Origin of the sequence: Rhizobium sp. BIGb0125 (assembly GCF_024810055.1) — a bacterium.
GTDB lineage: Bacteria > Pseudomonadota > Alphaproteobacteria > Rhizobiales > Rhizobiaceae > Agrobacterium.
Window position 1 is genome coordinate 121,512 of record NZ_JANUDV010000003.1, and the last position, 23,307, is coordinate 144,818.

A 23,307-nucleotide genomic window follows, 5' to 3' on the forward strand; every position below is an offset into this window, starting at 1 on the left:
TTGGGCAGGAAGTTCTGTCTTACGCTGCGTAACGGCTTTGCGCGTAACCTTGCGTCTGCTGCTGGCCGAGCTTGAACTGGCTCATCAGCTGTTTCATGCGTGATGCTTCAGAGGCGAGTGTAGCACTGGCCGCATTGGTCTCTTCGACCATGGCAGCGTTCTGCTGGGTGACCTGATCCATCTGGTTGACGGCAACATTGACCTCGGACATGCCCGTGGATTGTTCACGCGACGATGTTGCGATGGATTCAACATGGTGGTTGATCTCGTCAATCATCTCCTCGATGGACTTCAGCGCGGTTCCTGTTTCGGAAACGAGCTTCACACCGTTTTCAACTTCGTTGCCGGAATTACGGATCAGTTCCTTGATTTCCTTGGCGGCCTGCGCGGAACGTTGTGCCAGTTCGCGCACTTCCTGCGCGACAACGGCAAAGCCCTTGCCAGCTTCGCCAGCGCGGGCAGCTTCAACACCTGCGTTCAGAGCCAGAAGGTTGGTCTGGAAGGCGATTTCATCGATCACACCGATGATGCTGGAGATCTGCGTCGAGGACTGGACGATTTTCTGCATGGCGGCCACCGCATTCGCGACCACTTCGCCAGACTTTTTAGCGTTTTCGTTGGCCTGTCCAGTCAACTTGCGGGCGTCGCTGGTGCGCTGTGCGGAGTTGGATACATTGGCGGTGATCTGGTCGAGCGCTGCTGCGGTTTCTTCCAGAGATGCTGCCTGCTGTTCGGTACGGCGCGAGAGGTCGGTTGCGCTCTGGCTGATCTCGAATGTACCGCTTTCAATGCTGAATGCGGCCTGGGTGATTTCGATCATGGTGGTGTTCAGCTGGCTGACAGCACTGTTGAGGTTGTGGCGCAGCGCATCGAAATCTGCCGAGAAGGGTTCGGTGATTTGGAAAGCAAGATCACCAGCAGCAAGGCGCTGCAGGCCTGTTGCAAGGCCCGATGTTGCGGCTTCAAGCCGTGCCTGGGCTGCGGCTTCCGCCTCTGCTGTCAGGCGTGCGCGTTCCTGCTCGGCGCGCGCACGGGCACCGGCGGCATCTGCTTCCAGTTGACGGTTGGTAATGGCAGATTGTTGGAACACGGCAACGGCAGCGATCATCTTGCCGATTTCATCTTTACGATCTTCGCCAAACAGCTTTACCTCAAGGTCGCCAGAGGCGATGCGGCGCATCAGGTTTTCAAGCCGCGACAGGGGTTTGGAGACTCCGCCGGTAACGACAGCTACCGAGAAACCCACGATGCCAAGTGCGACGAGGCTAAGAGCACTCATCCAGAAGAATATGGAATTCTTTTCCTTGAGCGTTGCCTGATAATCGGACTTTGCAGTTTCGATTTGCAAATTGATCAGATCGTTGATCGGGCCGGAAAGCGGGTCAATCGTCGGATAGAGCTTGGTGCGGCTGAACATCACCAAAGACTGCATGTCGCGCTTTGCAATGATTTGCGACAATTCGTTCAAGACAGGGCCGGATTCGGCAAGATGCGCTTTGAATGTCGTCGCAAGATTTTTTTCCTCCGGCGTCATGTAGCTGCTCTCGTAAGCACTCCAAGCCTTGTCAATGTTTGACTGAGCGCTTGCCAGACTGCTGCTGCCGTCCTCCCAGCTCATTTCACCACCAGCGATTTTGTGCGTGGTGTCGACAATATTGACGGCATACATGTCTGCAACCATCTTGAGCTGGGCCATTGGCTGAATTCTGTCTTGCAGCAATGAATAAGTGCGCTCGGAAATGGTGGAAATACTGAAAAATGAAACAGCAACGATTGTGGCAATAGCTGCCGATAGCATCGAGATGCTTGCAATTAGCTTGAAGCGGATAGACATATGCTTGGGATCCACAGGGAGGGAAGTAGGAGGGGATATGCTGTGGATATAATTAGTTATATTTGTTTTATCGTTTGTTAATGAAACTAATTTTTTGGGAGCGCTGTTCTGCAGTGAGCTATGCTTTGCGCTAAAAAAAAGGCCCGCCAGAGGCGGGCCATTTCATTTTATTCTGCAGCTTCCTGGTACTCGCTCATCGGCGGGCATGTGCAGATGAGGTTACGGTCACCATAGACGTTGTCGATGCGGTTGACCGGCGACCAGTATTTGTCGATGCGGAAGGCGCCGGGCGGGAAGCAACCCTTTTCGCGGGAATAAGGACGATCCCATTCGCCAACCAGATCTTCCACCGTGTGCGGCGCATTCTTCAGCGGGTTGTTGAGCTTGTCGCTGCGGCCTTCCTCGATGTCGCGGGCTTCCTCACGGATGGCCAGCATGGCATCGCAGAAACGGTCGAGTTCTGCCTTGGTTTCCGATTCTGTCGGCTCGATCATCAGGGTGCCGGCAACCGGCCAGCTCATGGTCGGTGCGTGGAAACCGCAGTCGATCAGACGTTTTGCCACGTCATCCACCGTCACGCCGCAGCTATCGACCAGCGGGCGGGTGTCGATGATGCACTCATGCGCTACACGGCCGGTCTCGGACTTGTAGAGCACATCGTAAGCGCCCTTGAGGCGGGCCGCGATGTAGTTGGCGTTGAGGATGGCAACCTTGGTTGCCTGCGTCAGGCCTTCACCGCCCATCATCAGGCAGTAACTCCATGAGATCGGCAGGATCGATGGTGAACCGAACGGTGCAGCAGAGACCGCGCCTTCACGACCATCGCTTGCCACGTGACCGGGCAGGAACGGTGCAAGATGTGCCTTGACGCCGATCGGTCCCATGCCAGGACCACCACCGCCATGCGGAATGCAGAAGGTCTTGTGCAGGTTGAGGTGCGAGACGTCTGAGCCGATGTCACCTGGGCGAGCAAGGCCGACCATGGCGTTCATGTTGGCGCCGTCGAGATAGACCTGGCCGCCATGCTTGTGGGTGACATCGCAAATTTCGCGAACCGTTTCCTCAAACACGCCGTGGGTGGACGGGTAGGTGATCATGCAGCATGAAAGGTTTGCCGCATATTGTTCAGCCTTTTCACGGAAATCATCGATATCGATGTCGCCGTTTTCGCGAACCTTGATTGGTACAACCTTCATGCCAACCATTTGTGCCGACGCCGGGTTGGTGCCGTGCGCGGAGGTTGGGATAAGGCAGACGTCGCGGTGCGTGTCACCATTGGCGAGGTGATAGTTGCGAATGGTCAAAAGGCCGGCATATTCGCCTTGCGCGCCGGAATTCGGCTGCATGGAGAAGGCGTCATAACCGGTGACCGAGCACAGCTTTTCGGAGAGATCATCGATCATTTCCTTGTAGCCCAGCGCCTGGTTGGCCGGGACAAAAGGATGGATGTCGGAGAATTCCGGCCAGGTGATCGGTAGCATTTCGGCTGTTGCGTTCAGCTTCATGGTGCAGGAGCCGAGCGGGATCATTGAGCGGTCGAGCGCCAGATCGCGGTCCGAAAGGCGGCGGATGTAACGGGTCATCTCGCTTTCGGCGCGGTTCATGTGGAAGATCGGATGCGTCATGTACTGGCTGGAGCGCAGCAGATCCTTCGGCAGACGGTAATCAGCGTCAAAATCTGCAACAACAAAGTTGCCGCCAAATGCGCGCCAGACTGCTTCGAGTGTTGCCGGGCGGGTACGCTCGTCAAGGCTCATGCCGATCTTGGTGGCACCGACCTTGCGCAGGTTCACACCTTCGGCGACGGCTGAGCGCATGATGACGCCCTGCATGTGGCCAACATCAACGGTGATGGTGTCGAAGAAGGTTTCCGGCTCGATGGTGTAACCAAGCTTTTCCAGACCCTTGGCCATCAGAACAGCCTTCTTGTGGGTCTGCTGGGCAATGGCCTTGATGCCCTGTGGGCCGTGGAACACGCCGTACATCGATGCCATGACGGCCAGAAGCACCTGCGCGGTGCAGATGTTGGACGTGGCCTTTTCGCGGCGGATGTGCTGTTCGCGGGTCTGCAGCGACAGGCGGTAGGCGCGGTTGCCGCGTGCATCGACCGATACACCGACCAGACGGCCCGGCATGGAGCGCTTGATGGCGTCCTTGACCGACATGAAGGCGGCGTGCGGGCCGCCGTAACCGACAGGTACGCCGAAACGCTGCGAGGAACCGATAGCGATATCGGCGCCCATTTCACCCGGAGATTTCAGCAGCGTCAAGGCCAGCAAGTCGGTGGCAACGGCCGCAATCGCGCCGGTTTGGTGCAGACGGGCAATCAGGCCGGAGAAGTCAGTGACGTGACCGTGGGTGCCGGGATACTGGAAGATTGCGCCAAACACGTCGACCGGGTCCAGATCGGTGAACGGGTTGCCGACAATGACTTTCCAGCCAAGTGGAGCGGCACGGGTTTCGATCAGCGCAATGGTCTGCGGATGGCAGTTTGCATCAACGAAGAACGATGTTGCCTTGGACTTTGCAACGCGCTGGCACATGGCCATGGCTTCGGCGGCAGCGGTTGCTTCGTCGAGAAGCGAGGCGTTGGCAACGTCAAGTCCGGTCAGGTCGCAGATCATGGTCTGGAAGTTCAGGAGCGCTTCAAGGCGCCCCTGCGAAATCTCCGGCTGGTAGGGCGTATAGGCCGTGTACCAGGCCGGGTTTTCCAGAATGTTGCGCTGGATAACAGGCGGCGTGATGGTGCCGTAATAGCCCTGACCGATCAGCGAGGTCAGAACCTGGTTCTTGTTGGCGGTTTCGCGCAGGCGGTCCAGCGCTTCACGCTCGGACAGTGCCGCACCCCAGGTGAGCGGGGTTTTCTGGCGAATGGAGGAGGGCACGGTGGCATCGATCAGCGCATCAAGGCTGCGATAACCGATAACTTTGAGCATTTCCTCCATTTCAGCTGGCGACGGGCCGATATGACGACGGTTTGCGAAGTCATAGGGCTGGTAGTCGGTGAACTGGAAATCAGCGGGCGTTGTCATTACGCAATCAGCTCCTTGTAGGCTGCTTCGTCGAGCAGCGCATCAGCATCTGACGGGTTGGTAAGTTTCAGCTTGAAGAACCAGCCGGCACCCTGCGGGTCGGAGTTAACGAGCGAAGGGTCGTCAACGATTGCCTGGTTGATCTCGGTGATTTCGCCATCAAGTGGACAATAAACGTCTGATGCAGCCTTCACGGATTCAACGGTTGACGCTTCGCCATTCTTTGCGAATGTCGCGCCAACTTCCGGCAGTTCGACAAACACGAGGTCGCCCAGCTGTTCGGCAGCGTGGCTGGTGATGCCAACAGTGGCAACGCCGTCTTCAAGTTTCAGCCATTCGTGTTCAGCGGTAAATTTCAACATGGTTCTCTCCGGGAGGTCTTGAAAGAGTTTATCGTTTGTAAGTCGGTGTGATGAAGGGCAGCGCCGCGACCGATACGGGCAGATACTTGCCGCGAACTTCGGCGAAAATTGCGGTGCCAGCAGCCGAGTATTCCTTCGGTACGTAGCCCATGGCAACAGGACCTTCCACGGAAGGACCAAAACCACCTGAGGTCACTTCACCAATTTCGGTCTTGCCTTCAGCGTCTGCAAACAGCTTGGCATGGCCACGAACCGGAGCCTTGCCTTCGGGTTTAAGGCCCACGCGGCGGCGCGATGTGCCATTTGCCTGTTCCGTCAGAATGCGCGATGCGCCGGGGTAACCGCCTTCGCGTTCGCCACCCGCACGTCTGGCCTTTTGAATGGCCCATTCCAGTGCAGCCTCGATTGGCGAAGTGGTGGTGTCGATGTCGTTGCCGTAAAGGCAAAGACCGGCTTCCAGACGCAGGCTGTCGCGTGCACCAAGGCCAATCGGCTCACAGTCGGGATGCTCAAGCAGTGCCTTGGCAATAAATTCCGCCTTGTCGGCCGGTACGGAGATTTCAAAACCGTCTTCACCGGAATAACCGGAGCGGGAAACGATGCAGGACACGTCAAGCAATGGCACTTCACGCACATCCATGAATTTCATGCCGGAAACACCGGCCCACAGCTCTGCCAGAACTGCTTCCGCGCGCGGGCCTTGCAGGGCAATCAGCGCGCGGTCATCAAGAAGAGTAATGTCGCAGCTGTCGGAAAGATGCGCCTTCATATGCGCTAGATCGGCGTCCTTGCAAGAAGCGTTGACGACGACAAACAAATGATCACCCCGGTTGGTGATCATCAGGTCATCGAGAATACAGCCATTGTCATCGGTGAAGAAACCGTAACGTTGGCGGCCTTCTTTCAGCGCCAGGATATCAACAGGAACCAGCGTTTCCAGCGCAAGCGCTGCATCTTCAACCTTGCCGGATTTTGCCTTGATGATGACCTGACCCATGTGGGACACGTCAAACAGACCAGCAGAGGTGCGCGTCTGGATATGCTCCTTCATGACACCGGCTGGATATTGCACAGGCATGTCATAACCGGCAAATGGCACCATGCGGGCGCCAAGCGACAGATGCAGGGAATGAAGCGGGGTGATTTTAAGCTCGGCGGTATCGTCCAAAAGACGCCTCCAGGGTTGCGCGAAAACGCGCGGGCTCGTGTTTTGGCGCAAATGCGCCGGTTCAAGAGCCCCCTCTGTCCTTGTCGCCTGAGATTGTTATCCCTTCGGCGAGCCTATTCCTTCATGCAAAGGCGGCTTCTCTCCAGAGTCATGCATTCCCCGCTGGTCCTTTTGCCTGAGAGTTTCCGGGGCGGTTGCTCCTTCGGCACCGCACCTAAGCGGCTTCTCCCAGCGGTGAAGTTTGCTCATTATCTGTGAACCCCGTGGCTTGGCAAGGACCAAATGCCGCAGGCGAACAGATAATTGTCGTCGTGACGTTACCCAAGCATTTTTACGCGTGCGTCACAAGGTGGGCTATCGGCTCAATCTTTTTTATCGACATGCTCCGGCAGACCCTTATGGTCGGTGGAGGCGAACTCCTCAAGTTGCTTTTTTGTCATGGACTTGGCCATTTCTTTTGAAGCGCCTTGTAAGGACGATTTCTTGATCTCACCGCGCTTGGCGGCGAGGGCAGCGCCTGCTGCTTTCTGCTGTGCCTTGGATTTTGCGGGCATGATTTCATCTCCTGAAACTGCACATTGATGAAATTAAAAGCCGTGGGAAAACCAATTGTTCCTTTTGCAGGACACGTTATAAATCGTGCGTGTTTGATTTGCGGCAAAAAGCAGAGAGCGCTTTGCTGTAAACAGGTGGGCCATGAACAAGAGATCAAAATCGACAGAGAGGTTTGTGCGCATTTTCTGCGCCATCCTGATGCTGTCGCTTGGATTTGCCCACAAGCCGGTTGAGGCGGCAATTACCGCGCCGGTGCTGGATGAAAGCTATCGTCTGCCAGACGGTACTTTTGCCGAAATATGCTTTGGTCATGATGGCGAGGATGCGCCAGGCGCAACCGTTGGTCATGCCGGTGATCCCACTGGCCACCTCGATATCAGCGGCAAGCTGTTCTGTGAGGCTTGCCTGCTTGCCTCATCCATTTTGCTGCCGCTGCCGGACGAAGAAGCGTGGCTTGTCACCAGCTTTACCTGGCTGGACAATACACCAGCCCCGCCGCGTTTCCTTGCCGATACCACTGTTCTGGAAAGATCCCGAGCCCGCGCACCTCCCTTTTTCATCTGATCCGTTGTTACGCATTGAATGAAAACGCCTGTTTTGGGCATAAGGCGGCAGATGGTCCGGGGGGCCGGCCGCAGGGATAACAAGATGAAAAAGATTAGCGTTCTGGCCTATGCCACATTGCTTACTTCGGTTGCTGCAACACAGGGCTTTGCCCATTCTACCTTCGTCAATGAAAATGCGACGGCGGAGAGCACATTTGTCGCTGCTCTTCAGGTACCGCATGGCTGCGATGGTGGTCTCGCCACCACAGAGGTTCAGGTACAGCTGCCGGAGGGTTTCATTTCCGCCAAGCCACAGCCAAAGGCTGGTTGGGAGTTGGAAATCATCAAGGGCGATTACCAGAAGGCCTACAGCAACCACGGCAAGGAAATCAAAAGCGGCCCGGTTGAGTTTCGCTGGAAGAACGGCAATCTGCCGGACGAGTTTTACGATACCTTCGTTTTTCAGGGCAAGATATCAGGCGTAGAGGCGGGTACCGACCTGCCGTTCAAGGTCAAGCAGCTGTGCGGCGACAAGGGCACCGTTGTCTGGGATCAGGTGGCTGAAAAGGGTGCGGACCCGCATTCGCTCGCCAATCCCGCTCCGGTTTTGAAGGTGGCCGCCAAGGCCGAGCATGGCGGTGGTCATGATCATGGTGCGGCACCTGCCGGACATGGCGCTGATCATGCTGCGGCTGCCGTCAAGGTTGGTGATCTCGAAGTGGCTGGCGGTTTCTCCAAGGCCATGTTGCCGGGCCAGCCGGTTGGCGGTGGTTTTGTAACCATTACCAATTCCGGCAAGGTCGATGACAAGCTGGTATCGGCGGTATCAGATGTCGCTGGCCGTGTTGAGTTACATGAAATGGCCATGCAGGGCGAAGTGATGAAAATGCGCAAGCTGGATGACGGCATTACTGTTCCGGCAGGCGAGACGGTTGAGTTAAAGCCCGGCGGTCTGCACTTCATGTTCTTTGAAGTCAAAAAGCCGTTTGCCGAAGGTGACACTGTGCCTGTTACCCTGACCTTCGAAAAGGCAGGCAAGGTTAACATTACCCTGTCGGTGCAGAGCGCCAAGCCAGGTGAGGCCAGCGAACACAAGCACAACTGAGGCATTACTCTGAGAAGTCAGAGTGTTGTTAAAAACAAGAAGCGCCGTAGAAATCTCTCCGGCGCTTTTCTCTTGGGGGGGATTTAAAACGGGCAGTCCTTACGTGGCCTATGCGGCCTCGTGTTTGCTTTCATTATCCTCATAGGCTTCTTGAACCTGTTCATAGGTCGCCTGGGGATTCTGATGATGGCTGCTGGTCAGGAAATAAAGCGCCAATGATGGTGGTTTGACCACGTTGATGAGCGCGCGCAGTTGTTGGTCGCTGCCTTGCTCCACCCGGCGAGCAAGCGCATGGATCGCTTCTTCCACGACCGTCTTTTTCGGTTCGCGTTGAGCCGGCTTTAACGCCTCCATAGCGTATGCGGCAGTATTTGCCGAAATGCTTAAGACCTGCGTCATGATCTCTTTCCACTATCTGACAATCTTGACCATAGTTCATCCTATGTCCTGCAAGTTGCATTCCTGCTAAATCTCGTGGTTGTATTTTAGTAAAATTGGATTTTGTTTGGCGTGGTGTATCGGGACGAAACGCATTGAATTATGCTGCAAGCATGATTCATGTTTTACTTGTTGCCATTGGCGGTGCAGTCGGTTCTGTTGCTCGTTATTTCGTGAACCTTTGGGCGTTTCGCCTGTGGGGTGCACATTTTCCGTGGGGAACGCTGGCCGTGAATGTTGTCGGCGGCCTGGCAATTGGCTTCTTGTCGGAAGTGATTGCGCGCAAGTTCAATGCGTCCACGGAAATGCGGCTGCTGGTCGTGACCGGCGTGCTGGGAGGCTTCACGACCTTTTCTTCATTCTCTCTTGATGCTGTCGGCCTGTTTGAGCGCGGGGAAATGGCACTTTCGGCGGTTTATATTGTTGCCAGTGTCGTTATTTCAATTCTTGCGGTTTGCGTCGGGCTGGCCTTGGGCCGCGCTTTGTTTTAAAGGCTCGTTCTAAATAATAGAGCCTGCCGGATAATTGGTGCAGGCAGAACAAACGAGACTGGAATTTTCCCATGGCAGGTATCGAGCATATCAAGGTTGAAGCCGATGAGGCTGGTATGCGGTTGGACCGCTGGTTCAAGGTGCATTATCCCGGCCTAGGTTTCGGTCAATTGCAGAAGCTGATGCGCTCCGGCCAGGTGCGCGTTGATGGCGGACGTGTAAAGACCGATGCCCGCGTGCAGCCAGGCCAGATGGTGCGCGTGCCACCGATCGATTCTGATGCCAAGGTCAAAGGCGGGCCGATTGGCTCCAAGGACCTCAAGCACGCTGAAGACGGTGAGCTGCTGCGTCGCATGCTGCTGCATGAAGACGACAAGGTGTTCGTGTTCAACAAGCCGGCCGGCATTGCCGTGCAGGGTGGTTCGGGTGTTACACGCCATATAGACGGCCTGCTGGAAGCCTGGGTCAGCCCGAAGGGTGAAAAACCGCGCCTCGTGCACCGTCTCGACCGTGATACGTCAGGCGTGTTGGTTGTTGCCCGTACACGCGGTGCCGCGCAGAAGCTGACGGCGGCGTTTCGTGAGCGTGACACCAAGAAGACCTACTGGGCCCTGGTGCGGGGCGTGCCGCGCAAACATCAGGACAAGATTTCAAGCTGGCTGGTGAAAGAGCAAACGCCGGATGGCGACCGCATGCGTGTTGCCACCCATGGTGAGGAGGGTGCCGACCACGCCATTTCCTATTACCGTGTGATCGATACGGCCGCGCAGACCATGGCGTGGCTTGAGATGGAGCCTTATACCGGCCGTACGCACCAGCTTCGCGTTCACGCCTTGCAGATGGGCCATCCGATCATTGGCGACCCGAAATATTATATCGATGATCCCAACTGGGATTTCCCCGGTGGTGTTCAGAAGCGCCTGCATCTTCATGCCCGCCACATCGACATTCCGCATCCATCCGGTGGTCGTCTGCGCGTATCGGCACCTTTGTCACCACACATGGTGCAAACCTGGAACCTTCTCGGGTTCGACCAGGCTGATGGCGACAAGGACGACGAATGAAACTGGTACTTTTCGACTGTGACGGCACACTGGTTGACAGTGTGAAGCTCATTCATGAAGTCATGGCGCGCACGTTCGTACATTTTGGTTATGATCGCCCGACCATCGAGCAGACCAAGTCGATTATCGGCCTGACTCTGGATATTGCGATTGCCCGTATGCAGGGCAAACCGCATGTCGATGATGAAGCAACGGCAATGACCGCGCATTACAAGTCGATCTTTTCGGAAACGCGCGCCGAAGAGGGGCTGCAAGAGCCTTTGTTCGACGGCATTTCCGAGATGATTGCCGCGCTTGCGACACGTGAAGAAATCCTGATGGGTGCGGTGACCGGCAAATCCCGCCGTGGCCTGAACCTGATCATGGACACGCATGGTTTTCGCAAACATTTCATCGTGTCGCGTACTGCTGACGACTGCCCGTCGAAACCGCATCCGGGCATGGTGACCGAATGCTGTGACGAAACCGGCATGGTGCCAGCCGATACGATCGTGATTGGCGATGCCATCTATGATATGCAGATGGCAAAGGCTGCGGGTGCCACGGCAATTGGCGTGGCGTGGGGATATGCCAGTGAGCCTGAGCTTTGGGCGGCCGGTGCCGATGCCGTTGTTGCTCACCCCAGAGAAATACCCGGCTATATCAAGGCGAATTGACGAGGCTTAATCATGCGTGATCTGTTGAACGATCTGACCGAAGGCTTGAGCCATCCGGACCCTATTTTGCGTGCGCAAATCCAGATGCAGAAACCGCTGCCAAAGCGCTTCTACAAGGAGGTCACGGTTGGCGAGGCCGAAGACGGCCAGTTCTCGGTGTTGCTGGATGGCAAGCCAGTTCGTACGCCGGCCAAGAAGCCGCTGGTGGTGCCGACACAGGCACTTGCTGACCTGCTGCGTCTGGAATGGGATGCGCAGAAAGAGGTCGTCAACCCGGCGGTGATGCCAATCACCCGCACGGTCAACACGGCGATTGACGGTGTGGCCATTGATACGCAGGCGGTGTTTGAAGATATCTTACGTTTCTCATCGAGCGATCTCCTGTGCTACCGCGCCGGTGAACCGCAGGAGCTTGTGGAGCGTCAGGGCGATCTGTGGGATCCGGTTATCGACTGGGCCGCGAACAATCTCGGCGCACGCTTCATTCTGGTGGAAGGCATTATTCATCAGGAACAGCCGCGCGAGGCCGTTGCCGCCTTTGCGGTGACGCTGCGCAAATACGATACGGCCCTTGAGTTGGCAGCACTGCACACCATGACCACCATCACCGGTTCGGCCATTCTGGCGGTGGCCTTTGCTGAGGGCGCCTGGAGCCTGGAAGACATCTGGACCTTTGCCCATCTGGACGAAGACTGGACCGCCGAACATTGGGGCGAAGACGAAGAGGCCACGCAGCGGCGTGCTCACCGCCTTGTGGATATGCAGGCCGCAGCCGATGTTTTTGCATCGCTGAGAAGCGGTTCTTAACGCTTCCGTAACCCTAACGGGAAATCATAGCGGCATATTCCCAGGGACGGGGTTGTCGTTATTATGAGACGTCAGTTGCAGCGCATCACAGCGTTCTGGTCGGTTTTCGTGTTCGGAAACCGGGCGGGAATTGCACGCGCGCATACTTCTGGTTCAACAGACGTTTTCGGTTTTTCCGTGCTGCGTTCCGGCGCGTTTCTAGTGTGTTGTCTGGCGTTGATGTCGTTTCGGCTAATGCCTGACGATGCCGATAAAAACAGGCTGGTCTATGATGTGCGCGGCGCCTTTGTTGCCGCCCAGCCGGAAATTTCGCACCGTCTGATGCAGATGGTGCATTCCTACGTTTCTGAATCGATCGATGTCACCAGCCGCGCCACTGTGCGGCCGCGTGTGGTGCTGACCATTCGTCTGGCATCGGTGAAAAAGGAACCGTTCCTGCTGGGCGCACGCTCATCGGCACGGGTCGTGGTGCGGGCCGCGTCGGTGACGACGGGGGAAGTGATTGCCGAGGCGAAGTTTACCGCCACGGTTTACGGCCTGGACAAGGATAGCCTTGAGGGTGATCTGGCGTATGGCGTTGCCTCGCGGGTCATTCAGGAATTCCAGCTGGCCAAGCCAGCGCCGGCAACGCTGGCGACCGCGCTTTTTCCTTGAAATAATAGCTGCTTATATCGTGTTCATCGCGCTTACGTTTTTGCATAACGTAAGGTTAGCTGCCTGTGAGCGCATATCTATGTGACGCATGCTTGCGCCACTCTTCCTCTTGCCTGTCCTCGGGTATGACCCGAGGGATGTCACAGGGATCCAGTCGCCGCGCAGACGCGCGACGAAAAGAGTATATTTTCCATCCCAAGTCCTTGGGATGACTAGATTCCCGCACCACGTGCGGGAATGAGGGGCCTTGGTGGCGCAACGGCATTCAGAAAGTCGTGAGCCAAGCAGCTATCCGCCAATCAGCCCAAACGTTCAGCATGCCATTTCAGGTGATCATCCATGAAGGTCGAGATGAAGTAATAGGAGTGGTCGTAACGCTCGTGCATGCGCAGCGTGAGGCCGATGTCCGTTCCCTGGATGGCTTCTTCAAACAGCCATGGGCGCAGGCCGGTTTCAAGGAAGCTGTCTGCCTTGCCCTGATCGATCAGGAATTCAGGGAAACGCGCGCCGTCCTTGACCAGTTCGCAGGCGTCGTATTTGCGCCATGTCGCCTTGTCTTCTCCGAGATATTTTTCCAGTGCCGGTGCCGACCAGTCAGCGCTTGTTGGTGCAACGATTGGTGCAAAGGCCGAGCAGCTCTTGAAACGTTCCGGGTTTTTCAGGGCGATGGTCATCGCGCCATGGCCACCCATGGAATGGCCAAAAATGCCCTGACGGTTCATGTCGATGCGGAAATGCTGCGAGACGAGGGCAGGCAGTTCCTCTGTGATGTAGGTGTACATCTGGAAATGTTCGGCCCAGGGCTTTTCGGTGGCATCCAGGTAGAAACCAGCGCCTTTACCCATCTGCCAGTTGGTCAGTTCGTCCGGCACGTCATTGCCGCGCGGGCTGGTATCCGGGCAGACGACGATCAGGCCCAGTTCCGATGCCATGCGGCGGTATTCGCCCTTTTCCATGACGTTGGCATGGGTGCAGGTGAGGCCGGAGAGATACCAGACAACAGGGCAAGGCTCCGAGATCGCCTTCGGTGGCACATAGACCGCAAAGGTCATTTCGGATTTGCAGCTTTGGGAATCATGGGCAAATACGCCCTGCATGCCGCCGAAAGATGTGTTCTGGGAGATGATTTTCATGCAATTTTCCTTGGGGTATAGGGATCAACCGGCCAGTGACACCGCAGCGTTGACGAAGGCTGCGACAAGCACGGTGTTGAAGAAAAACGAAACGATGGAATGGGCAAGCGTTGCCTTGCGCATTACCGTGGTGGTGACACCAACGTCGGAGGTTTGCGCCGTCATGCCAATGACGAAGGCGAAATAGAGAAATTCATAAACGCCGGGTTCTTCCGTGTCTGGAAAATCCATGCCGCCCTTATGTTCGGTATGGCCAGCGCGACCGGCCGGGCGCCAGAACAGATGGGCGTAATGCATGGCGGCCATGGTGTGGATGGTGACCCAGCCAAGCAGCACGGAAGCAAATGCCATGGCAAGTGCTGGCACTGTTTCACCTTCTGCGTGGTTCAGGGCAAAAAACAGCGAGACAACCGACACGGCAACGGCAACCAGCGTCACGGTAATGATTGCAATGGCCGGCGCATCATCACTATCGGCATGGGCTTTAAAATGGGCTGCCGTCAACAAATGCAGGCGTCGCGCGATCTGCGCCAGATAACTTAAGAAAAAGATCAGCGCGGCAATTTCGATGGCCAGTTCGGGGATCAGGTAAAGGGAGACGGGCAGGGAGAGCGCCGCCAGCAAAAGCGCGATCAGGAATGGGCGATGACGCCTGTCTATGCCGTGCCGTTTTCCGCCTTCACGCATGGCTTTCCCCTGTTTGCAGGTTTATTTTTTGACCCTGCGGCAAAGACGGTCAAGTGTCTCGAGAAAAGCTGAGCGGTCACGCGGGCTGAAAACCGGGTTGTAACCCTTGCTTTCGCCGGTTTCGCGCAGGTGCTGGCCAAGGTCACGCATGGCGGTTGCCATGCCGATATTGGCAACATCAAATATCCGTCCGGTCGGGCCTGTCACCAATGCGCCTGCGGACACGCAGCGTCCGGCCAGTGGCACATCGGCGGTGACAACAATGTCACCGTCCTTGGCGCGTTCGGCAATCCAGTCATCGGCGGCGTCAAAGCCGTTGGATACGATGACATTCTTTATCATCGGATCACGCGACGGGCGCAGTCCTGAATTGGCGACGAATGTCACTTCCAGACCGTGCCGTTCGGCGACTTTGAGGATTTCGGGTTTGACCGGGCAGGCATCGGCGTCAACATAGATCATGGTACAGACCGTATCATGTCGACGTGCGGAATGCCGTCCTCGACATATTCTTCCGATGTGACTGTAAAGCCGAGCGACCCGTAAAAGCGCTGCAAATGGCTTTGCGCCGATATCTCAATGGCCTCGCCGGGATATTCGCGTTCGCAGGCGATAATGGCTTCCCGCATCAGTGCTTCGCCGAGTTTCTTGCCACGGTGATCGGGCGACACGGCAACGCGGCCAATGCGCGGCAGCACCTCATTTGAGGGGCGCCACAGCCGCGCGCAGGCCAGCAACTCGTTACCATCCATCAACCGCAAATGCAGGCAGGCGATGTCATTGCCATCCAGCTCCGGGTAGGGGCATTCCTGCTCGACAACGAACACATCCACGCGCAGTTTCAGCATGGCGTAAAGTTCGATGGCGGAGAACTCGTTGAGCCTCCGCACATCGACCGTATAGGGTTGCGAGGTAATCAATAAACCACCACGCCGCGAATGCTTTCACCGGAATGCATCAGCTCGAAGCCCTTGTTGATGTCTTCCAGTGGCATGGTGTGCGTGATCATCGGATCGATCTGGATCTTGCCTTCCATGTACCAGTCCACGATCTTCGGAACGTCGGTACGGCCACGGGCGCCACCAAAGGCAGTGCCCATCCAGTTACGGCCGGTGACCAGCTGGAACGGACGGGTGTTGATTTCCTGGCCCGCGCCGGCCACGCCGATGATGACAGACTTGCCCCAGCCGCGGTGCGATGCTTCCAGCGCCTGACGCATGACCTTGGTGTTGCCGGTGCAGTCGAATGTGTAGTCCGCGCCGCCAATCAGGTCGCCGTTACGCTTGGTCATGTTGACGAGGTAAGGCACGATGTCGTCACCGACTTCCTTCGGGTTGACGAAGTGCGTCATGCCGAACTTTTCGCCCCATTGCTTGCGGTCATTGTTGATGTCAACGCCGATGATCATGTCCGCACCGGCAAGGCGCAGGCCCTGCAGCACGTTGAGGCCAATGCCGCCGAGACCGAAAACGATCGCCGTCGAGCCAATCTCGACCTTGGCGGTGTTGATGACCGCACCGATGCCGGTGGTGACGCCGCAACCGATGTAGCAGATCTTGTCGAACGGCGCGTCGGGGTTGACCTTGGCCAGCGCGATTTCCGGCAGAACCGTGTAGTTCGCGAAGGTCGAGCAGCCCATGTAGTGGTGGATCTTGTCCTTGCCGATCGAGAAGCGCGAGGTGCCGTCAGGCATCACGCCCTGACCTTGGGTGGAGCGAATCGACGTGCAGAGATTGGTCTTGCGCGACAGGCAGGAGTAGCACTCGCGGCATTCCGGCGTGTAGAGCGGAATAACGTGGTCGCCCTTCTTCACCGAGGTCACGCCGGGGCCAACGTCAACAACAATACCGGCACCTTCGTGGCCGAGGATGGCCGGGAACAGGCCTTCCGGATCAGCGCCCGACAGCGTGAAATCATCAGTGTGGCAGATACCCGTTGCCTTGACTTCGATGAGCACTTCACCGGCGCGTGGGCCGTCAAGCTGGACGGTCATGACTTCGAGCGGTTTGCCTGCCTGCACGGCGACTGCTGCGCGTACATCCATCGGGTATCTCCTTGAGCGAATTGTTATATGTCAGACTTTTGCCTGAGCTTGTTATTCTAAACAAGGCGAAAAATGCAAAAAACTAATTCGTTATAAGGCAATAGCGGGGTTTCATGCGCCCCGTGCGAAGCTGGACCAAAGGATGTCGCACGGGGGTGGGTTTCAGGCTTTGGCGGCGTCGCTAAACAGCATGTCGGAATTGAGTTGCAGCCAGCCATTGCTTTGCATGCGGGAGGATTTGCGGGCTGACAGGGTTTTGACGGTTTCCATCAGTTCCACCCAGTCGGGATGGTTGCCATCTTCTTTGACGGCGTTATCGATATGGCGCAGCACTGCAAGCTCGGCTGCCTGGAGGGATGTTTCAGTTGACTGCAATGGCAGGTCGATCAGGCTGGCAATATAGTCCATGTCCTGCGCGGTAATGACCGCATCATCAGAACGGAAATCTGCATAGGCGCCCTTGCGGGCAATAATGGCCAGCCGCAACTGGTTGAGCGCCAGCACCCGCAGTGACACCGGTGTATAACGGGCCTTGCGGATGATGTTTTGTAACAGTGCCAGTTTCAGCTTGTTGTGAATAATGCCTTCCGGCGCAAAGGTCGCAACAAACCAGTCGGCATTGTAAGTATCCATCGACCCTTGCGGATAGCTGTGAAAGACAATGAAGTCAGTCAGGCTATCGACAAAAAATCTTGCCCAGCCGTCCGAGTCGGGAGAAATCGTCCGGTTCAACGCAATAAGTGCCGTAACGTCTGCTGTTGTCTTGATGCCGTCTGGAAATGCTCGTTTTCGTAAAAAGGTCGTATCATCAATGTAACGCTGCCCTGTTTCCTCGCCGGGAAGCGGGAAAGCAGCACCCATATTATTCATCTTTCGTCTCTCCGTTTCATCATGAAACTGGGCAAAGCGTAGATGCGAACGGTTTACGAGATGCCAATAAAGACGGCTAATGAAGCCTTCACATTTCAGGTAAAATTTGAATGATCTGTTGTTCTTGTGCCAGTCCGAGACGCGGGCTTCTGTGACCGTAAAAGACTGTTTCAATGCCTGTGACATTGAGAGATCAACGGGAGAAATGCACAAAGATATTTGAGAGAAATAGTACCGCACCTTTCTGCTTAATAGTGCGGATCGCCAGCAAACCGGATGATTTTTTCCGGTTTTTTCCTTGTCGAATCTTGTCCGTTATCTTGTGCAACAGCTATCTTGCTGGTGTCGGGAAATGAATTTTCCTCCCATTCATATGCCGATTTATCCGTCAGGTGGCGCGAACACGCTCCCGCCAGATGATGAAAAGGCCCGATGCAACGATGATAAGGATGCCGAGCCACTTGGATGGGCTTGGGAAATCACTGAACAGAACGAATCCCAGCGCCGTTGCCGAGATGATTTCGAAATACTGGAAGGGCGCCAAAAGCGAGATTGGGGCGAGTCGAAACGCTTTGACGACCAGCAGGTGCATATAACCGGAGATCGCGCCGAGCAGAATCAGCAGCAGCCATGCCTGGCTGTTACCAGGCAGTGATATTTCAAAATCCACGTCGCCAAGCGAATGGCCAATGCCAAGCGCCACCGCCATGAATAATGTGCCGCCAATGCCGGCCATGGTCTGCATGGTCAAAGGTGTGTCGCCATCACCCATGGCGCGGTTAAGGAACAGGTAGAGTGTAAAGAGGAATGCGCATGCCACCGGCAGCAGCGACTTCAGACCAAAGATTTCAAAACTTGGCTGAATGACGATCATCGCCCCGCCAAAACCGATGACGATGGCCAGCCACCGCCGCCAGCCAACCTTTTCGCCCAGAAATAGTGCGGACATCATGGTCAGCATGAAGGGCTCAACAAAGTAGATGGCAAAGACGTCTGCCAGCGGCATGTATTTGACCGCCACGAAAAACATCAGGCTGGCGGCGGCATGCAGCACACCGCGAAACAGGTTGAGAAACGGCCGGCGGGTAGACAACAGCGCTTTGGGCGACACGGCCAGCAACAGCGGCAGCGTGCAAACCAGCTGGAAAAAGAAACGGTAGAAGGTGACCTGGCCCGGTGACATGCCGCCATAGGTGGCCATGTATTTGGCAATGGCATCCATGGCTGGCAAGACCACCATGCACCCGGCCATGATCATCATGCCACGAAAAGAATTGCTGCTGGAATTATCCTGCGTCATTGCCATGTCTGCTGCCACCACATTTGCTGTTTGTCATCACCGAACAGCAGCGGCAGAAAAAGGGGCGCTGGTTGCGCCCCTTGTTGCTTATGCAGCCTGTTTGGGCAAACTCTTCATATCAATGACGAAGCGATAACGCACATCGCTTTTTATCATGCGTTCATAAGCATCGTTGATCTGATCGATGTTGATCATCTCGATTTCGGCGGCAATGCCCTTCTGGGCGCAGAAATCCAGCATCTCCTGTGTTTCAGGAATGCCACCGATCATCGAACCGGCAAAGGTCTTGCGGCCGGGAATAAGGCTGAAGGCATGAACCGATAGCGGCTTTTCCGGTGCGCCAACCTGCACCAGCGCGCCATCGCGCTTGAGAAGCGCAAGATAGGCATTGATATCGTGGTCGGCGGCAACCGCATCGATGATCAGATCGAGGCTGGAAGCGGCCTTTGCCATCTGGTCTGCATCACGCGACACGATCACCTCGTGCGCGCCAAGCTTCTTGGCGTCATCGGCCTTGGAAGGCGAGGTGGTAATCATCACAACCGTTGCGCCCATGGCATTGGCGAGTTTTACCGCCATGTGGCCAAGGCCGCCGAGACCAACAACACCAACCCGCTTGCCGGGGCCAGCCTTCCAGTGACGCAGGGGCGAATAGGTGGTGATGCCGGCGCAGAGCAGCGGTGCAGCGGCTGCTGCATCCAGAGTTTCTGGAATACGCAGCACGTAACGTCTATCGACAACGATATGGCCAGAATAACCGCCAAGTGTATGGGCATTGCCACCCATCGCCTTGTCGGGCGCATTATAGGTGCCGGTCATGCCGTTTTCGCAATATTGCTCCAGACCTTCACGGCAGCTGTCGCAGGCGCGGCAACTGTCAACGATACAGCCAACGCCGACGCGGTCGCCCTGTTTGAGGTTGGTGACCTTGGCGCCGATGCGGCCAACACGACCGATGATTTCATGGCCGGGCACGCAAGGATAAAGGCTGCCCGCCCATTCGCCGCGTGCCGTGTGGATATCGGAGTGGCAGACGCCGCAGAATTCGATTTCAATTTCAACATCGTTCTCACCGGGATCGCGGCGTTTGATCGAGGCGAGTTTCAGAGGGGAAGAACCGTCGTCACAGGCATAGGCTGATGTTGTGAACATGATTGTCTCTTTCCTTATGGGGTTGTTGTAAAATCGAAAGGAGCGGGCCGGGTCCTCCACCCGTTATCAATCAGTTTTCAGGCCGTCTCGTTGATCGTCTCGCCAAACACTTCCTCAAAGGACTGGCGCAACAGCGGGTCGACATCGCTCACCATCACCAGGAGACCCAGATCCACCAGGCTGGTGACGCCGAATTCCGAAATGCCACAGGGCACTATACCGGAAAAATGTGACAGGTCAGGATCGACGTTAATGGCAAGCCCGTGGAAACTTACCCACTTTCGCAAGCGAATGCCAAGGGCAGCAATCTTGTCTTCGGCAATACGTCCATCCAGCAGGCGAGGGCGCTCCGGCCGCTGCACCCACACGCCAACACGGTCTTCCCGACGTTCGCCGCGCACATTCATCTTGTCCAGCGTGCGGATAATCACTTCCTCAAGACAGCTGACATAGGCGCGCACATCCTGACGGCGGCGCTTGAGATCCAGCATCACATAGGCAACACGCTGGCCGGGGCCGTGATAGGTATATTCGCCACCGCGCCCGGTCTGGTAGACGGGAAAGCGGCTTGGCTCCAGCAAATCGGCTGATGTTGCGCTTGTGCCGGCCGTATAAAGGGGCGGATGCTCCAGAAGCCAGACCAGTTCGTTTGCCTTGCCCTCTGAAATGGCGCCGACGCGAGCTTCCATCTCGGCCATGGCCTCTTCATAGGGCACGGGACAGTCCGAGATTCGCCACTCAACAGGCGCTGACTCGACCGTTGGCAGCATTGTTTTTTCAAAATCGGTGCGTGTGAGCATAATATGCGTCCTTTCCACAGCCTTTTCGCAGAATGATTATAGGGCTGCAAGGCCCGGTTTCCGGGCTTCTTGAATGTAGGAATTCACCTTCAGATTTTTAATTTCAAAAAACTGTCACGACACACTTGTGTACCGGAAATGCTTTTGCTACATGCTCGTTCGTCGCCGCAAGGACGACACTCTACCACGATGCGGTCGTGGCGGAATTGGTAGACGCGCAGCGTTGAGGTCGCTGTGGGGCAACCCGTGGAAGTTCGAGTCTTCTCGACCGCACCAATTAAATCAACGACTTGTTGGTTTAAAAATAAAAATGGCGGCTCTGCCGCCTTTTTTATTGCCTAAATTTCAGAGCCTCTTTTCTCCCAGAAAATGATGATTGTGCGCTGCCGAAGGGTGGGTGTTTTGGGCTGAAATGTTTTCAGCAAAATTGTAGTTACGCTGGTTCGAAAATCCGCAGTGCTAAGACGGCAAAGTCATGCATCCAGAGTGGTGGATGCATGGTCTCCTTGGACTTGTCTGCAGCCAAAAACGTTGCTGTTTAAGATTTGGCCCCCATGATTTTTCCATGAAGGCCGGCATTAATAGCCTCGGTGAAATCCGGAGGTTCAATGCCGTCCGGGCCATGGCCAGGAACCGGGCGGAATATTGCCCATAACATCATGGGTAGTGCACGTTCATCTGTCATGCCATCGCCGGTGAGTGAGTAGTAACTATCCATGATGGTGGCGCGCTGATCAGCGTCATCCATGATGACCAACGACCTCATTAGAATTCGAACTGCTATTTTTAACGTCCAGAAGTAAGAAACTAGGGGTACGGCCACGATTCCTATGCGCGCAAGTTGTAGTCCGATTGCTCCAGCAGGACTACTTTGAAGGACAAGGGTTTTGATGTTGAGTGGGATTAGGAAATCAATGATAGCCTGACCCTTAAAGATCAAAATCAAAAAGGCAGCAAGCATCAGGAAAATTATAAAAACTCCTGCGCCAATCAGAGTCAGTTTCGCTCTACGCTTTACGTCCTGCCATCGCTGAGTGACATGTTTGAGTTTTAGGCGTTCTTCAACTGTGGTTTTGTGATTTTCTAATTCTTTTGTGAGGTCGAACTGAAGGTTTTCAATTTGTTGCCGAACTTGACCACTGATGAGTTGCGCGTTTTTGAGAGCCTTTTTTTGTTTTTCTTCAGTTGTCTCAATGGATCTTTGAGCCTGAACAATCTCAGTTCGTAACTCGCTTATAGAATTTGAATGAGTTTCTCTTTGGCTTTTTAGCTCAGTATTTGCGTCTAAGAGATTTTTTCTTATATCTTTTAAAATATTGTTTAGCGGGTTTATTTGTTTTTCGAAATTAGAAATTTCTGATTTGTAGTATAGATACTCCATTGTGTATGTCAGGTAAGCAGCGTTGTTGTTTATGTCTACGCGAAAATCAAGCGTCGGTACGCGAGAAACCTCGAATCCGATGGCTGCGATCAGGAAACTTCCTATAGAGTCCATCTCCTCAGGAGAATTTTCTTGCGCAGCAATATTTACGCTAGAAAAAAAGCTTTCAACATCAGATCTGTTCAGAGACGGCATTGTGATATCGGTAGTCGTGCCGATCTTGCTGTTTTTGATGTGGTTCTGATCTTTGTTAAATAATCTGTCCTGAATTGATCTAATAACGTTATCAATGTCTTCGTTTCTAAAAACGATCATTAAAGCTGTAGATATCAGTTCTTCGTAGAGTTGTCTTTGCTCAAAGAAGTTAGCGACTTCGTCGAGTGTATCTTTTCCTTGTTCGCGTATTTTTTCTTTGTTCGATAAAATTTGAACTACGTCGTGCTTGAATTGTTCAACGTTCATTTGGTCCCCCTGCGCTTTTTTTCTTTTAATGTTTAGCGACTATGAGGGCAGCATTCGAGTTTGCATCTCCACAGGTTTTGCAGCTTTTGTGATCAATTTTTAATCAGAGATGGCTCTTCCAATTGCATTTTCTTTCAGGATTGGCTCTCATGAAACTAGCTTCTACTAATCCATGAACCTCCGTGCGAATCCCGTGTTTGAACCTGAACCACCGCCAATCTTTGATGATGTGCCCGATACCGTGCCGACCAAGCGCATGTTGTCATGGGCCAAGAACTCGACGCTCTACCGTTTGCAGCGGCAGATCATGTCCGAGCAGCAGTTGGCCACTGCCATCAAACGCAAGGCGCAAAAGAAGTTCGAGGGCATAACGCCGGAGCAGGTGCAGGCCTTGGCGGATGCGGCGGTCAAGATCGGCTATGATCTCAAAGCGCTGGATGATGAGGTCTTTGCCGGTATTACCACCCGCAATGCAGTCAGAAACGGCAAATCCCGGCGGATGATTGCCCAGAAACTGTCGATCAAGGGCGTGGCATCAGAGACGGCAGCCGTGGCGCTGGATGAGGCGGATGATCTCTACGCTGCTGTGGTGTTTGCGCGCAAACGGGCATTTGGGCCGTTCCGGCGTGTCGATCTCGATGAAAAACGCCATGGCAAGGAAATGTCGTCCTTTGCGCGCAGCGGCTTCAGCTTCGATATTGGCAAGAAGGTATTTGCCATGAGCTTTGAGGATGCCGAAGAGGTTCTGGCCAACGGCCCGTGATCAG

At 55.2% G+C, this 23,307-nt stretch carries 24 protein-coding genes, 1 tRNA gene and 1 riboswitch; of the genes, 9 read left to right on the top strand and 16 right to left on the bottom strand.

Features of this window, described 5'->3' with window-relative positions; all coding sequences use genetic code 11:
• Window positions 1–19: 19 nt before the first annotated feature.
• From M2418_RS08745 to M2418_RS08770, 5 genes are all read right to left on the bottom strand, one after another.
• A complete protein-coding gene (locus M2418_RS08745; protein ID WP_310503184.1) occupies window positions 20–1,834 on the bottom strand; it encodes a methyl-accepting chemotaxis protein in 1,815 nt (604 codons plus the stop codon).
• A 167-nt stretch (window positions 1,835–2,001) separates the two neighbouring features.
• Window positions 2,002–4,866, bottom strand: coding sequence for an aminomethyl-transferring glycine dehydrogenase (gene gcvP, locus M2418_RS08755; RefSeq protein ID WP_259146036.1), 2,865 nt, complete (start codon window positions 4,864–4,866; stop codon window positions 2,002–2,004).
• Window positions 4,866–5,228 carry a glycine cleavage system protein GcvH gene (gcvH, locus tag M2418_RS08760; protein ID WP_259146037.1) on the bottom strand — a complete coding sequence of 121 codons (363 nt, stop codon included), beginning with the start codon at window positions 5,226–5,228 and terminating at the stop codon, window positions 4,866–4,868. Before gcvH ends, gcvP begins: the two co-directional genes overlap by 1 nt.
• 28 nt (window positions 5,229–5,256) lie before the next feature.
• Window positions 5,257–6,396, bottom strand: coding sequence for a glycine cleavage system aminomethyltransferase GcvT (gene gcvT, locus M2418_RS08765; protein ID WP_259146039.1), 1,140 nt, complete (start codon window positions 6,394–6,396; stop codon window positions 5,257–5,259).
• 153 nt (window positions 6,397–6,549) lie between these two features.
• Window positions 6,550–6,637: riboswitch (glycine riboswitch) on the bottom strand.
• A gap of 121 nt (window positions 6,638–6,758) precedes the next feature.
• Window positions 6,759–6,950: a DUF3008 family protein gene (locus tag M2418_RS08770; protein WP_259146041.1), complete on the bottom strand. Its 192-nt coding sequence runs from the start codon at window positions 6,948–6,950 to the stop codon at window positions 6,759–6,761.
• A 142-nt stretch (window positions 6,951–7,092) separates the two neighbouring features.
• Here M2418_RS08770 and M2418_RS08775 point away from each other — a divergent pair, with 142 nt between their 5' ends.
• The gene (locus tag M2418_RS08775; RefSeq protein ID WP_259146042.1) at window positions 7,093–7,515 is read left to right on the top strand and encodes a hypothetical protein; all 423 of its coding nucleotides are present in this window, start codon (window positions 7,093–7,095) and stop codon (window positions 7,513–7,515) included.
• A gap of 84 nt (window positions 7,516–7,599) precedes the next feature.
• A complete protein-coding gene (locus tag M2418_RS08780; RefSeq protein WP_259146044.1) occupies window positions 7,600–8,601 on the top strand; it encodes a copper chaperone PCu(A)C in 1,002 nt (333 codons plus the stop codon).
• A 108-nt stretch (window positions 8,602–8,709) separates the two neighbouring features.
• On the opposite strand, the gene M2418_RS08785 is transcribed toward M2418_RS08780, so the two are convergent.
• Window positions 8,710–9,000: a hypothetical protein gene (locus M2418_RS08785; RefSeq protein WP_192488753.1), complete on the bottom strand. Its 291-nt coding sequence runs from the start codon at window positions 8,998–9,000 to the stop codon at window positions 8,710–8,712.
• Window positions 9,001–9,152: 152 nt separating this feature from the next.
• Here M2418_RS08785 and crcB point away from each other — a divergent pair, with 152 nt between their 5' ends.
• From crcB to M2418_RS08810, 5 genes are all read left to right on the top strand, one after another.
• Complete coding sequence (crcB, locus tag M2418_RS08790) at window positions 9,153–9,530, top strand: fluoride efflux transporter CrcB (protein ID WP_250981688.1); 378 nt, start codon at window positions 9,153–9,155, stop codon at window positions 9,528–9,530.
• Window positions 9,531–9,601: 71 nt separating this feature from the next.
• Complete coding sequence (locus M2418_RS08795; RefSeq protein ID WP_192488755.1) at window positions 9,602–10,594, top strand: RluA family pseudouridine synthase; 993 nt, start codon at window positions 9,602–9,604, stop codon at window positions 10,592–10,594.
• On the top strand, window positions 10,591–11,250 hold the full coding sequence (locus M2418_RS08800) for an HAD-IA family hydrolase (RefSeq protein WP_259146045.1): 660 nt from the start codon (window positions 10,591–10,593) through the stop codon (window positions 11,248–11,250). The genes M2418_RS08795 and M2418_RS08800 overlap by 4 nt, the downstream gene beginning before the upstream one ends.
• Before the next feature lie 12 nt (window positions 11,251–11,262).
• Entirely contained in the window at window positions 11,263–12,057 is a 795-nt protein-coding gene (locus tag M2418_RS08805; protein ID WP_259146047.1) for an ATP12 family chaperone protein, read from the top strand.
• Window positions 12,058–12,132: 75 nt separating this feature from the next.
• Complete coding sequence (locus tag M2418_RS08810; protein ID WP_310503185.1) at window positions 12,133–12,711, top strand: hypothetical protein; 579 nt, start codon at window positions 12,133–12,135, stop codon at window positions 12,709–12,711.
• Window positions 12,712–13,010: 299 nt separating this feature from the next.
• On the opposite strand, the gene fghA is transcribed toward M2418_RS08810, so the two are convergent.
• From fghA to lipB, 9 genes are all read right to left on the bottom strand, one after another.
• Window positions 13,011–13,844, bottom strand: a complete 834-nt coding sequence (fghA, locus tag M2418_RS08815; protein WP_259146049.1) for an S-formylglutathione hydrolase — start codon at window positions 13,842–13,844, stop codon at window positions 13,011–13,013.
• A gap of 24 nt (window positions 13,845–13,868) precedes the next feature.
• On the bottom strand, window positions 13,869–14,531 hold the full coding sequence (locus M2418_RS08820; protein WP_259146051.1) for a DUF1345 domain-containing protein: 663 nt from the start codon (window positions 14,529–14,531) through the stop codon (window positions 13,869–13,871).
• Between the two features lie 21 nt (window positions 14,532–14,552).
• Window positions 14,553–14,993 carry a YaiI/YqxD family protein gene (locus M2418_RS08825; RefSeq protein ID WP_250981683.1) on the bottom strand — a complete coding sequence of 147 codons (441 nt, stop codon included), beginning with the start codon at window positions 14,991–14,993 and terminating at the stop codon, window positions 14,553–14,555.
• On the bottom strand, window positions 14,990–15,448 hold the full coding sequence (locus M2418_RS08830; RefSeq protein WP_259146624.1) for a GNAT family N-acetyltransferase: 459 nt from the start codon (window positions 15,446–15,448) through the stop codon (window positions 14,990–14,992). Before M2418_RS08830 ends, M2418_RS08825 begins: the two co-directional genes overlap by 4 nt.
• On the bottom strand, window positions 15,448–16,575 hold the full coding sequence (locus M2418_RS08835; RefSeq protein ID WP_250981682.1) for an S-(hydroxymethyl)glutathione dehydrogenase/class III alcohol dehydrogenase: 1,128 nt from the start codon (window positions 16,573–16,575) through the stop codon (window positions 15,448–15,450). The genes M2418_RS08830 and M2418_RS08835 overlap by 1 nt, the downstream gene beginning before the upstream one ends.
• Before the next feature lie 162 nt (window positions 16,576–16,737).
• Window positions 16,738–17,445, bottom strand: coding sequence for a hypothetical protein (locus M2418_RS08840; protein ID WP_259146054.1), 708 nt, complete (start codon window positions 17,443–17,445; stop codon window positions 16,738–16,740).
• Between the two features lie 388 nt (window positions 17,446–17,833).
• Entirely contained in the window at window positions 17,834–18,745 is a 912-nt protein-coding gene (locus M2418_RS08845) for a DMT family transporter (RefSeq protein ID WP_192488894.1), read from the bottom strand.
• Between the two features lie 87 nt (window positions 18,746–18,832).
• Window positions 18,833–19,897, bottom strand: coding sequence for an NAD(P)-dependent alcohol dehydrogenase (locus M2418_RS08850; protein WP_192488763.1), 1,065 nt, complete (start codon window positions 19,895–19,897; stop codon window positions 18,833–18,835).
• Between the two features lie 77 nt (window positions 19,898–19,974).
• Window positions 19,975–20,697: a lipoyl(octanoyl) transferase LipB gene (gene lipB, locus M2418_RS08855; protein ID WP_259146056.1), complete on the bottom strand. Its 723-nt coding sequence runs from the start codon at window positions 20,695–20,697 to the stop codon at window positions 19,975–19,977.
• A gap of 191 nt (window positions 20,698–20,888) precedes the next feature.
• On the opposite strand from lipB, the gene M2418_RS08860 reads away from it, so the two are divergent.
• Window positions 20,889–20,973 (top strand) — tRNA-Leu (locus tag M2418_RS08860).
• A 262-nt stretch (window positions 20,974–21,235) separates the two neighbouring features.
• Here M2418_RS08860 and M2418_RS08865 read toward each other — a convergent pair.
• A complete protein-coding gene (locus M2418_RS08865) occupies window positions 21,236–22,540 on the bottom strand; it encodes a DUF6161 domain-containing protein (protein ID WP_259146058.1) in 1,305 nt (434 codons plus the stop codon).
• A gap of 172 nt (window positions 22,541–22,712) precedes the next feature.
• Between M2418_RS08865 and recX the strand changes: the two genes are divergently transcribed.
• Window positions 22,713–23,303 (top strand): recombination regulator RecX, encoded by a 591-nt coding sequence (recX, locus tag M2418_RS08870; protein ID WP_405049397.1) that lies wholly within the window; start codon window positions 22,713–22,715, stop codon window positions 23,301–23,303.
• Window positions 23,304–23,307: the final 4 nt, after the last annotated feature.